The organism is Xylanibacter ruminicola Ga6B6 (genome assembly GCF_000687715.1).
Lineage (GTDB): Bacteria > Bacteroidota > Bacteroidia > Bacteroidales > Bacteroidaceae > Prevotella > Prevotella ruminicola_B.
On the sequence record NZ_JHXD01000009.1, the window covers coordinates 103,362 to 115,587 of the forward strand.

Consider the following 12,226-nt stretch of genomic DNA (forward strand, 5'->3'; position numbering starts at 1 on the left):
ACGCGCGCGTAAGATGGAAAAAGTAGCAATAGTCATACTCAATTGGAACGGTCGTCAGATGCTCGAGCAGTATCTTCCCTCCGTGCTGAATTACTCAAAGGACGAGGCCACGGTTTATGTAGCCGATAACGCATCAACCGACGATTCGTTGGCGTTTCTGCAGCAGCATTACCCCGAGGTAAAGTTGGTTGTGCTGGATAAGAACTGGGGCTTTGCCGAGGGTTACAACCGAGCTTTGGCACAGATCCAGGCCGAGTACTACCTGCTGCTCAATTCCGATATCGAGGTTACCCACCATTGGCTCACCCCGATGATCGAGTACCTGGATGCCCACGCCGATGTGGCTGCCTGTCAGCCCAAGCTGCTCTCCATCTTCGATAAGGACCGCTTTGAGTATGCCGGCGCCAGCGGTGGTTATCTCGACCGCTTTGGCTATCCCTTCTGTCGCGGTCGTATCTTCGATACCGTCGAGGGCGATAACGGTCAGTACGACGATGTGGCCGATATCCTGTGGGCCACAGGTGCCGCGCTCCTCATCCGCAGCACCGATTACTGGGCTGTAAACGGACTCGATGCCCGCTTCTTTGCCCATAACGAGGAGATAGATATGTGCTGGCGATTGCGCATTCGTGGTCGCCGTATCGTCTGCATTCCAGATAGTTACGTGTACCATGTTGGTGGCGGCACGCTGCCAAAGGGTAACCCGATGAAGACCTTCCTGAACTTCCGCAACAACCTCACGATGCTTTATAAGTGCCTGCCCGACGACGAGCTGCAGCACGTGATGCGTTGGCGCTGGTTCCTGGATTACCTGGCCGCCTGGGAAACCCTGATTCTGGGTCGTAACTGGGGCGACTTCAAGGCCATCTATCGTGCCCGTCGTGCTTTTAAACGTTGGAAGAAGGATTTTGAAGCCGACCGTCAGACCATTCAGGCTTCGCGACAGATACAAAAAATACCAGAGCAAAAATCGTTTTCTTTGCTCTGGCAGTATTACGCTAAAGGTCGCAAGCTGTTTAGTGCTTTGCCCCTTTAGTTATGGTTTGGTAATCACCACCTTTACGGGCTGCTCAACCTCCTTGCGCCACAGCTTCAGGAAGTTGAACCAATCCTTAGCGGTATGGTAGCCAAATGTCTCGTTATCAGAGGTATACACTATCTTGTACTTTAGTATATTCTGGTTGGCTTTTATCACAAAAGCATAGTTGTCTTTGTTGGCTGGCTCCTCGCTGGCCATGTACTGCTGGGGTATCAGAATACCCAAGCCCACCGTTTCGCGCTTAAAGTTGATGGTGTCGCCGGTGGGGAAGTCGCTGCCCCAACAGCCGCGCAAACCCTTGTGGTCGGTAAACTCCTCCGAACCCTTCACGTTAATCACACCGGTCGAGAATCGGTAGTTGCTCACGTCGGTATGCTTCTTGGTGAAATACACCTCCACATCGGTATCGCGATGCCCGGCGTACTGGATGTAGCGGATGGTCATGTTGATGGCGGGACGATAGGCTTCGGCCTGCCAGCCTTTATCTACTAACTCTACGATGGTGCGCAGCGGACCGTACGAGATAATCCTCTGTGTGCGCGAGGCCACGGGATCGATCATCGTGGGCTGCTGGCCGTCCCAACCGCGAAAAGCTCCCAGTCCAAAGGTGTTTCCTACCCACAGCACATCGTCGCCGTAACCCTGGGCTTTCTGCTCAGGCTGGGTGTAGAACTGGGTTTCCTCCAGCTCCAGACGCTTCTGGAACTTACCGTACAGGTCCAGCGTCTGACGTTTGTCAAAGTAGATACGGATACCGTTCAGCTCGCTCTCAAAGTCCACACCGTGATGGTGCTGCAGATTATACGAGTTAGCGCAGTCGCCGCGCGCGGTGATGGCCTCGATAAAGTTGTTGTGTTTGTTTTTCTCCTTCACCTTGTCGTTGCGAATCAGCATTTCGGCAAACACGCGGGCAGGGTATTTGGCGGGCTCGTCGCACAGGTCGTTAAACAGCTGTACCTCGTACTTCAGCTGCTGCTTGCCCTTCAGGTCAGCCAGGAAACACAGCTCGTCGAACACCTCGTCCTGGTCCAGATCGTCCAGCTGACAGGGTATCTCCTTGCCCTCGCAGGTAACCAGCGCGCGGCGCACTTCGCCGTAGCTGTTAAGGGGGATTATCACCGCCTGATCGGTGCGTGCGGCAGCCGATGGGTTAGTAACGCTCACGGTCAGCTGCTGCTGAGCCTGGGCGGTCATCACACTGATGGCAGCAAGTGCCAACGTTATCATTTTCTTTTTCATCTTTTTTATTTGTCTTAGCAGAGGGCAAAAGTACACAAAAACCATCAAATGGCCCTCGATTTTTACACAAATAAACAAAAATGTGCAGTATTTTATACTTTTATTTAAATATTTTAGGTTAAAATTTGGTTTTTAAAATACTTTTTAGTATATTTGCAACGAATTTTTTAACATAAGTATATTATTTCCCACAAAAATAGCCCGTGCGCAAGGTATATTATTTTCTATTGATAGTGCTCTTTGGGTGCATTAGCTGTGAATGGCAATTTACAGCGGGCGACGACCGTATTGTGAAGGTCGATCGCTACGACCGTATCCAGAGTCTGTACCTTACCACCGGCGATTTCTCGGCTTTGCAGCAGATGAACACCGTTTATCCCATGCAAACCCGCACGCTCATCGAGGATGTGTTGCGTATCGGTAAGGTAGACGATCAGCAGATCAACACCAAGTTCCTGCGTTTCTATCAGGATTCTACCTTGCAGGCGCTCATTTCCGAGGCCGAGCAGCAGTACGCCAACATGGATGATATCAATGCCGATTTTACCAAGGTGTTCAAGTATCTGCGCGAGCATATTCCTGGCATCGAGGTGCCCGAGGTTTATGCCCAGATAGGTTCGCTCGATCAGAGTGTGATTGTGGGTAACGGCTCTATCGGTATCTGTCTGGATAAGTATCTGGGTAGCGATTATGCCCTTTACAAGAATCCGCTCTACGGCTATTCCAAGAGTCAGCTGGCCACGATGACCCGCAGCTACATTGTGCCCGATTGCGCTGGGTTTTACCTGCTCAGTCTGTACCCCATGCCGCAGGACCGCGCCCTCAGTCAGCAGGAGCGCGACATGCATATCGGCAAAATCCACTGGGTCATCAATCAGGCTTACGGCAAGCACGTGTTCAACACCGTCTATACCCGTATGGTGGACCGTTACATGAAGAGCCACAACCTGACCATCGACCAGATGCTGCGAAACAACAACTATTCTGAGTTCCGCAAAACCAACTGACCTTGATGTATATTCTTCGCTTTCAGGTAGTTTACCAGTTTGTTGGTAAACTCGTAGTTCTTTAGTCCCCAGTGCGGCGCTATCAGCAGTTCCTTAGGCGATTGCGACACAAACCGCTCCAGCACCATATCCGGTCGCAGGCGCTGTATGTATTGGGCAATCAGTTCGATGTACTCGTCCACGCTGTAGATGTGGAACGACTCACGCTCGTACATCTCGGCCAGCTTGGTGCCTCGGATAATCTGCATCTGATGAATCTTCAGAATGTCGATGGGCAGCTGCGATAGGATAGGGGCCTGACGCAGACTCTCGGCCGCATCCTCGCCTGGCAGTCCCAGGATAATGTGTGCGCCGGTGAGCAACCCGCGCTGATGCGTGCGCTCCAAGGCCGATACCGACTGCTCGAAACTGTGTCCGCGGTTGATGCGCTGCAGCGTTGCGTTGTTCGCGCTCTCCAGTCCGTATTCCACCAGCACAAACGTGCGCTCGTTCAGCTCGGCCAGGTAATCCAGCAACTCGTCCGATACGCAGTCGGGACGTGTGCCAATCACAATACCCACGATATCCTCTACCTGCAGCGCCTTCTCGTACAGCGCCTTCAGCTGCGCGATAGGGGCGTAGGTATTGGTAAAGGCTTGGAAATAAGCCAGGTACTTCATGTCGGGATACTTATGCGCAAAAAACTGCTTACCCTCGTCCAACTGCGCGCTCACCTTCAGGCGTCGCTGACAGTACGAAGGGTTGAACGTGCGGTTGTCGCAGTAGATGCAGCCGCCCGTCGATATCCGGCCGTCGCGGTTGGGACAGGTAAAACCGGCATCTATCGATATCTTCTGCACACGGTACGGAAACTGGCGCCGTATCCACGTGCCGTAGTTGTTATAATAGGGTGTATTCACTTTATTTAAATCCATCAGTGTGCAAAGTTAACGAAAAAAACGCTATCTTTGCAGTCTGAAACAGTAAAAACTCTAAAAATATGAAGAAATTAAGATTATTCTCGCTTGGCGTGTCGCTAGCGCTGGCTGTGAGTGCTACGGCCGGCAAGCAGATTACGCTCACCGACATCACCAAAGGCGAGTTCCGCAGTAAGTCCATCAGCGCCGTTTACCCCTTGGCCGATGGCGAGACTTACGCGCAGATTAGCAGCGATGGTAAGCAGATTGTTACTTACTCGTTTAAAACCGGCAAACAGGTAGGCGTGCTGTTCGATGCAGCTACCGCCCGTGGCGCTAAACTCGACGGTATTGATGGTTACATCATGAGTCCCGACGGCACCCGTCTGCTCATCCAGACTGGCACCAAGGCCATCTATCGTCGCTCGTTCACCGCTACCTATTATATATATAGCATCCGCAACAACAAGCTCGAGCCCCTGTCGGATGGCGGTCCTCAGCAAACACCCGTGTTCTCGCCCGATGGCAACCAGATTGCCTTCGTACGCGATAACAACATCTTCCTGGTAAAGCTGCTCTACGATAATGCCGAGAGTCAGGTTACCAAGGATGGAAAGCGCAACGAGGTGATCAACGGTATCCCCGACTGGGTTTACGAGGAGGAGTTCTCAACCAACTCGTCGATGGTGTTCACCGCCGACTCTAAGCAGATTCTGTGGATCCGTTACGACGAGAGCGCCGTTAAGCAGTACTCTATGCAGCTGTTCAAGGGCCTGAGGCCCACCCGCACCGAGTTTGCCGAGTACCCTGGCGATTACACCTATAAGTACCCCGTGCCCGGACAGGACAACTCGAAGGTAAGCGTGTGGAGCTATGATATCAAGAGTCATCAGACCCGTAAGATCGACCTGCCTCTGGGTGCCGAGGATTATATCCCTCGCATAAAAGCGACCAGCGATCCTACTAAGGTGGCCATCATGACCATGAACCGCCACCAGGACGTGCTGCGCATCTATATGGCCAACCCGCTCTCAACCGTTTGCAAGCTGGCTATCGAGGATAAGGTAGACAAGTACATCAAGGAAGAGGTGCTCGATGATATCCAGCTCACCGACCAGCATATCCTGCTGCCCAGCGAGCGCGATGGCTACAACCATCTGTACCTCTACAACCTGAACGGACAGCTGCTGCGCCAGATTATCCACGAGAACTTTGTGGTGAAGGCCGTTTACGGTTACGACGAGAAGACCGGCGATACCTATTTTGCCGCTAACCCCACCGGTGCTACCGAGCAGCAGGTGATGGTGGCCCACCAGAATGGAAAGGTCGAGGCACTCACTCCCAAGACGGGTGTCAGCAACGCCATTTTCAGCAAGAACTTCAAGTACTTTATCAATATCTGGAGCGACATCAACAATCCCGCCCAGTACACCATCTGTCAGAACAACGGCAAAAAGCTCACCACACTCATCGACAACCACGAGCTCAAGGCTAAGTTGGCCGATTACGAGCTGGGCCAGAAGCAGATGTTTACTTTTACCACCAGCGAGGGCGTGCAGCTGAACGGTTATATGGTGAAGCCCGCTAACTTCGATGCCAACAAGCAGTATCCCGTTATCATGTATCAGTACGGCGGTCCTGGCTCACAGCAGGTACTCAACCAGTGGGGCCTGGGCATGGCCGGCAACGGTGCCATCCTCGAGCAGTATCTGTGTCAGCAGGGGTATATCTGCGTGTGCGTTGATAACCGTGGTACCGGCGGTCGTGGCGCCGAATTCGAGAAGTGCACCTACCTGCGCCTGGGCGAACTCGAGGCTCGCGACCAGGTGGAGACAGCCCTTTGGCTGGGTCAGCAGAGTTATGTAGATAAGGATCGTATCGGCATCTGGGGCTGGAGCTATGGTGGCTGGAACACCCTCATGTCGATGTCGGAGGGTCGTCCCGTGTTCCGTGCCGGTGTGGCCATCGCGCCTCCAACCTGCTGGCGCTATTACGACTCGATCTACACCGAGCGTTACATGCGTACGCCTAAGGAGAATGCCAGCGGCTACGACGAGGTGAACCCCATCGCCCGTGCCAACAACCTGCATGGTGCGCTGCTCATCTGTCATGGTTTGGCTGATGATAACGTGCACTACCAGAACACCGCCGAATACGTCGAGGCTTTGGTGCAGGCCGATAAGGATTTCCGTCAGTTAGTCTATACCAACCGCAATCACGGCATCTCGGGTGGTAACACCAGGAACCACCTGTACCGTCAGGCCATCAATCATTTTAATGATAATTTGAAATAAAACAAATAAAAACCCCAGCCAATCGGCTGGGGCTTTTATTTATTAGTAAGCGAACAAAGGATAATCCTTCATCTTCTCGTTAACGCGGGCGCGAACGCTTGCGATAACCTCTGGGTTCTCAGGATCGTTCAGAACCTCCTCAATCCAGGCAGCAATCTGTACCATCAGATCCTCCTTAGCACCACGTGTGGTGATGGCAGGTGTACCCAGACGGATACCAGAAGTCTGGAAAGCAGAACGGCTGTCGAATGGAACCATGTTCTTGTTTACGGTAATGTCGGCAGCAACCAGTGCGTTCTCAGCTACCTTACCAGTCAGCTCGGGATACTTAGAGCGCAGGTCAACCAGCATTGAGTGGTTGTCGGTACCACCGCTAACGATACCGAATCCACGCTTAACCAACTCGTCGGCCAGTACCTTAGCGTTCTTCTGTACCTGCTTAGCCCACTCCTTGAACTCAGGCTGCAGAGCCTCGCCGAAAGCCACAGCCTTGGCAGCGATCACGTGCTCCAGAGGACCACCCTGCTGTCCGGGGAATACGGCTGAGTTCAGCAGCTGACTCATCATCTTGGTTACACCCTTTGGTGTCTTCAGACCCCAAGGATTCTCAAAGTCCTTACCCATCAGGATGATACCACCACGAGGACCACGCAGAGTCTTGTGGGTTGTTGATGTTACGATGTGAGCGTACTTAACAGGGTTCTCCAGCAATCCGGCAGCAATCAGACCTGCAGGGTGAGCCATGTCGATCATCAGCAGTGCGCCAACCTTGTCGGCAATCTCACGCATGCGCTTGTAGTCCCACTCGCGGCTGTAGGCGCTACCACCACCGATAATCAGCTTTGGCTTGTGCTCCAGTGCCAGCTGCTCCATCTCGTCGTAATCTACGCGACCGGTCTCCTTGTTCAGGTTGTAACCGATGGGGTTGTAGATCAAACCAGATGTGTTCACGTGCGAACCGTGTGACAGGTGACCACCGTGATCCAGGTTCAATCCCATGAATGTGTCGCCTGGCTTCAGTACTGCCAGCAGTACGGCAGCGTTAGCCTGAGCACCTGAGTGAGGCTGTACGTTAGCGTACTCAGCACCGAAAAGCTTGCAAACGCGGTCGATAGCCAACTGCTCAACCTCGTCAACTACCTGGCAACCACCATAGTAACGGTGTCCAGGATAACCCTCGGCGTACTTGTTAGTCAGGTAAGATCCCATGGCTTCCATCACCTGGTCGCTTACGAAGTTTTCACTTGCAATCAGCTCAATGCCTTTCAGCTGGCGCTGATGCTCTTTCTCAATCAACTCGAAGATTGTGTTGTCTCTGTTCATTGTTTTGTTTATTGGGGAAAAAATGTTCAATTTTAGCAAAGCTCCACTTTGTTAATGTCCTGCTCCTTCTCACAGTAGTGACAGGTCAGAATGCCGTTCTCAACATGGAAGTGGGTCTTCATCGGCTCATTGTTGGTAATACACTTGGGGTTATTACACTTCACAATGCCCTTGATTTCCGATGGTGTTACCACGCTGCGCTTCTCAACCACCTCGTAGTCGCGGATAATGCTCAGTATCACGTTAGGTGCAACTACCGAGAGGCGCGACACCTCGTCGTCGGTAAAGAACTTATCGCTCACCTTAATGATACCTTTCGAGCCTACCTTCTTTGAGGGGTAGTTAAAACCGATGGTCACAGGTGTTTTCAGTGTAAACAGTCCCAGCAAGCTGGCCACCTGGTATGTCTTGTCGGTTGGAATATGATCAATCACAGTGCCGTTTTCGATGGCGGCAACCAATCGCTCCTTCTTATTCATCGTATAATCGTTTTGTCGTTTTTAACTTCGTCGAGTGTAATTCCCAGCACATCGCAGAAGATGGCCTCGCGTGCAAACAGTCCGTTACCGGCCTGCTGGATGTAGTAAGCATGTGGGTTGTCGTCAACTTCGTAAGCAATCTCGTTTACGCGTGGCAGCGGGTGCAATATCTTCATGTTAGGTTTGGCGTTTTTCAGCAGGTCGTTGTTCAGCACATATACGTTCTTTACGCGTTCGTATTCCATCAGGTCGCTGAATCTTTCTTTTTGCACGCGCGTCATATATAATATGTCGGCATCGGCAATCACCTTCTCGTTAAACGCCGTGTGCTCCTGATACTTAATGCCGTGTTCGTCACAATAAATCTTGTATTCCTTCGGCATGGCCAGCTCCTTCGGCGCCACAAAGTGGAAGGTGGGGTTGAAGTGCCTCATAGCCATGATCAGCGAGTGTACCGTTCGTCCGTATTTCAGGTCGCCCACCAGATAGATGTTCAGATTCTCCAGCGTGCCCTGCGTCTTGTAGATCGAGTAGAGGTCGAGCATGCACTGCGAGGGGTGCTGATGTGCGCCGTCGCCAGCATTCACGATGGGCACTGGGGCTACTTCCGAAGCATACTGAGCGGCGCCTTCGATATAATGGCGCATCACAATCACGTCGGCGTAGTTCGATACCATCAGGATGGTGTCCTTCAGTGTCTCGCCCTTGGTGCCGCTGGTAATCTTCGGATCGGCAAATCCGATAACACGGGCACCCAGACGGTTAGCTGCTGTTTCAAAACTAAGTCGGGTTCGGGTTGAGGGTTCGAAGAAAAGGGTTGCCACAACTTTGCCCTTCAGCAACTCACGATTGGGGTGCTTCTCGAACTCTTGCGCCATCTCAATCATGTAGAGGATCTTCTCTCGAGTGAGATCGGCAATTGTTACAAAATTATGCTTTTTCATCAATAATTTAATTTTCTCGGCGCAAAATTACACAATATTTCTGATTTCCGTGCCGTATTTTGAAAGAAAATAGTAATTTTGCACCAAAAAGTAACTAAAAAGAGGATATGAGAAAGCTATTTGTCTATTTTCTATGGACATTATTAACATTAACCATCCTGGCCACGGCCGGTGCTTTTTATGCCATCGATAAGGGTTGGATTGGTTATATGCCACCTATCGAAGACCTTCAGAACCCCATCAGTCGCTTCGCCACCCAGATTTATTCTGCCGATGGCCAGTTGTTGGGCACCTGGAATTATAATCGCGAAAATCGTGTGATGGTCGATTACAACAAAATCGCCCCATCACTCATTCAGGCATTGGTGGCTACCGAGGATGTGCGCTTCTACGATCATTCGGGCGTTGACTTCATCGCCCTCGCGCGCGCGATAGTAAAAAGAGGTATTTTGGGTCAGAAGAGTGCCGGTGGTGGATCAACCATCACCCAGCAGCTGGCCAAGCAGTTGTATTCCGAGCAGGCTCACTCCACCGTCGAGCGCCTGCTGCAGAAACCCATCGAGTGGGTGATAGCCGTCAAGCTGGAGCGTACCTACACCAAGGACGAGATTATCACCATGTACTTGAATTATTTTGACTTTCTGCACAATGCGGTGGGCATCAAGACAGCTGCCAATACCTATTTCAGCAAGGAGCCAAAAGATCTGAGCGTAACCGAGTCGGCCACGCTCGTAGGTCTGTGTAAGAACCCTTCTTACTTCAACCCCGTACGCAATCCTGAGCGCAGTCGCGACCGTCGTAACGTGGTGCTGGGTCAGATGGTAAAGGCCGGCTATCTTACCGAGGCTGCCTATGATACCCTCAGCGCTCAGCCGCTCACTTTGAAGTTCCATGTGGCCGACCACAAGGAGGGCTTGGCCCAGTACTTCCGCGAGTATCTGCGCCAGTATATGACCGCCAAAAAGCCTATCCGCGAAAACTATCCTTCGTGGAATATGGCTAAGTTCGTTACCGACTCAATTAACTGGGAGACAGACCCTTTGTTCGGTTGGTGTAACAAAAATAAGAAGCGTGATGGTGAGCATTATAACATCTATACCGATGGCCTGAAGATTTATACCACCATCGATTCGCGCATGCAGGAATATGCCGAGAAGGCTGCCTATCAGCACGTGGTGAAATACCTTCAGCCCGCCTTCGATAAGGAGATGCAGTCGAAGAAGAATGCCCCTTATTCGGCCAACCTCACCGCTGCCCAGGTAGAGCAGATCCTGAACCGTTCTATCCGTCAGTGCGAGCGTTATCGTGTGCTCAAGGAGAGTGGGGCAACCGAGGATGAGATCTATCGTTCGTTCCGTACCAAGACCAAGATGTCGGTGTTCACCTATCACGGTGAGGTGGATACTATCATGACTCCGCTCGATTCGATAAAATATTACAAATCGTTCCTGCGCACCGGCTTTATCAGCATGTGCCCGCAGAACGGTTATGTAAAAGCCTACGTGGGTGGTCTTAACTACGAGCACTTCTCTTACGATATGGTGATGGAAGGTCGCCGCCAGGTTGGTTCTACCATCAAACCCTATCTGTACTCGCTCGCCATGGAGAATGGTTTCACTCCTTGCGACGAGGCACCTAACGTACAGCAGACCTACATCGTAGCCGGACAGTCGTGGACACCACGCAACGGTAGTAAGGCCCGCTACGGCGAGATGGTAACCCTGAAGTGGGGCTTGCAGCAGTCGAACAACTGGATTTCGGCCTACCTCATGAGTAAGCTCAATCCCCGTGCCTTCGTTGATCTGCTCCACGAGTATGGTATCCGCAACCCTGATATCCACCCGTCGATGGCCCTCTGTCTGGGTCCTTGCGACATCAGCGTAGGCGAGATGGCCAGTGCTTATACCGCATTTGTTAATCATGGTATCCGCGCTGCGTGCATGTTCGTGACTAAGATCGAGGATAGCGAGGGTAATGTGATTGCCCAGTTCCAGCCACGCCTGAACGAGGTTATCAGCGAGGAGAGTGCCCATAAGATGATATATATGTTGCGCAATGTAGTCGATGGCGGTACCGCCAGTCGTCTGCGCTTCAAGTATAACCTCACCGGTCAGCTGGCAGGTAAAACAGGTACCACCAATAATAATAGCGATGCCTGGTTTGTTGGTCTTACCCCCACATTGGTTAATGCCTGCTGGGTAGGAGGCGACGATCGCGACATCCACTTCAACTCTATGGCCATGGGTCAGGGAGCCTCGGGTGCGCTGCCTATTTTTGCCCTTTATATGCAACAGGTTTATAAAAATGTGCGCTTAGGATATCACCAGGACGAGGTGTTTGATATCCCTGCCGGTTTCGATCCCTGTCCGATGGGTGGTGGCGTGACCGATGATTCTGGTGGCGAAAACGACATTGAAGAGATTTTTGAATAAAAACCTTAAAAATATAGATTTTCGCATTTATCTATATATTATATATAAGGTGTAATTCGATGATTGTAAACATTCCCGAAAACTTTCGTGTTTTTGGGAATTTTTTTTGGAAAATGTTTGGTTGGTATTGAAATTTGTTGTACCTTTGCACCCGCAAATCAGGAACACCACCTGACAAGCACTAAAAGAAAGAGTTCTTTGAAAGATTTACATAAACAGAAGTAGTACAAGAAGCAAGTACTTTTCGAAGTACTTGGGTAAATGAACAAACCGTTTCAATTTCTTGAATTTGGATAGTTGTTCTGAGACAGAGATAATGATAGATTCTGATTTTTACAAGGCTCCGAGCAGCGAGAGAAATGAAAGCTTGCTTTTATTTCCGAGTCGCGAGAGAGACTAGTAAATTTTCTATCGAAGATATAAAATTTACAATGAAGAGTTTGATCCTGGCTCAGGATGAACGCTAGCTACAGGCTTAACACATGCAAGTCGAGGGGCAGCATTATCGAAGCTTGCTTTGATAGATGGCGACCGGCGCACGGGTGAGTAACGCGTATCCAACCTTCCCTATAG

General features: G+C 51.2%; 9 protein-coding genes and 1 rRNA gene. 5 read left to right on the forward strand and 5 right to left on the reverse strand.

Annotation, left to right across the window (positions count from 1 at the left end):
- Window positions 1–13: 13 nt before the first annotated feature.
- Entirely contained in the window at window positions 14–1,036 is a 1,023-nt protein-coding gene (locus T500_RS0107500; RefSeq protein ID WP_028907597.1) for a glycosyltransferase family 2 protein, read from the forward strand.
- Here the strand turns inward: T500_RS0107500 and T500_RS0107505 are convergent, their stop codons facing one another.
- A complete protein-coding gene (locus T500_RS0107505; protein ID WP_028907598.1) occupies window positions 1,037–2,278 on the reverse strand; it encodes a DUF4861 domain-containing protein in 1,242 nt (413 codons plus the stop codon).
- Between the two features lie 203 nt (window positions 2,279–2,481).
- Between T500_RS0107505 and T500_RS0107510 the strand changes: the two genes are divergently transcribed.
- Window positions 2,482–3,285 (forward strand): hypothetical protein, encoded by an 804-nt coding sequence (locus tag T500_RS0107510; RefSeq protein WP_028907599.1) that lies wholly within the window; start codon window positions 2,482–2,484, stop codon window positions 3,283–3,285.
- Here the strand turns inward: T500_RS0107510 and T500_RS0107515 are convergent.
- Complete coding sequence (locus tag T500_RS0107515; protein WP_028907600.1) at window positions 3,258–4,199, reverse strand: TIGR01212 family radical SAM protein; 942 nt, start codon at window positions 4,197–4,199, stop codon at window positions 3,258–3,260. The genes T500_RS0107510 and T500_RS0107515 overlap by 28 nt on opposite strands.
- A 65-nt stretch (window positions 4,200–4,264) precedes the next feature.
- On the opposite strand from T500_RS0107515, the gene T500_RS0107520 reads away from it, so the two are divergent.
- Entirely contained in the window at window positions 4,265–6,475 is a 2,211-nt protein-coding gene (locus tag T500_RS0107520) for a S9 family peptidase (protein WP_036908772.1), read from the forward strand.
- A 42-nt stretch (window positions 6,476–6,517) separates the two neighbouring features.
- On the opposite strand, the gene glyA is transcribed toward T500_RS0107520, so the two are convergent.
- From glyA to pyrB, 3 genes are read right to left on the reverse strand one after another with little or no spacing between them, the layout of a single operon-like run.
- Window positions 6,518–7,798, reverse strand: coding sequence for a serine hydroxymethyltransferase (gene glyA / locus T500_RS0107525; RefSeq protein ID WP_028907602.1), 1,281 nt, complete (start codon window positions 7,796–7,798; stop codon window positions 6,518–6,520).
- A 32-nt stretch (window positions 7,799–7,830) separates the two neighbouring features.
- Window positions 7,831–8,277 carry an aspartate carbamoyltransferase regulatory subunit gene (locus tag T500_RS0107530; protein ID WP_013065436.1) on the reverse strand — a complete coding sequence of 149 codons (447 nt, stop codon included), beginning with the start codon at window positions 8,275–8,277 and terminating at the stop codon, window positions 7,831–7,833.
- On the reverse strand, window positions 8,274–9,221 hold the full coding sequence (gene pyrB, locus T500_RS0107535; protein ID WP_028907603.1) for an aspartate carbamoyltransferase: 948 nt from the start codon (window positions 9,219–9,221) through the stop codon (window positions 8,274–8,276). The genes T500_RS0107530 and pyrB overlap by 4 nt, the downstream gene beginning before the upstream one ends.
- 107 nt (window positions 9,222–9,328) lie before the next feature.
- On the opposite strand from pyrB, the gene T500_RS0107540 reads away from it, so the two are divergent.
- Window positions 9,329–11,653 carry a transglycosylase domain-containing protein gene (locus T500_RS0107540; RefSeq protein ID WP_028907604.1) on the forward strand — a complete coding sequence of 775 codons (2,325 nt, stop codon included), beginning with the start codon at window positions 9,329–9,331 and terminating at the stop codon, window positions 11,651–11,653.
- A gap of 428 nt (window positions 11,654–12,081) precedes the next feature.
- Window positions 12,082–12,226: ribosomal RNA gene (locus T500_RS0107545) — 16S ribosomal RNA — on the forward strand; the annotation flags it as partial.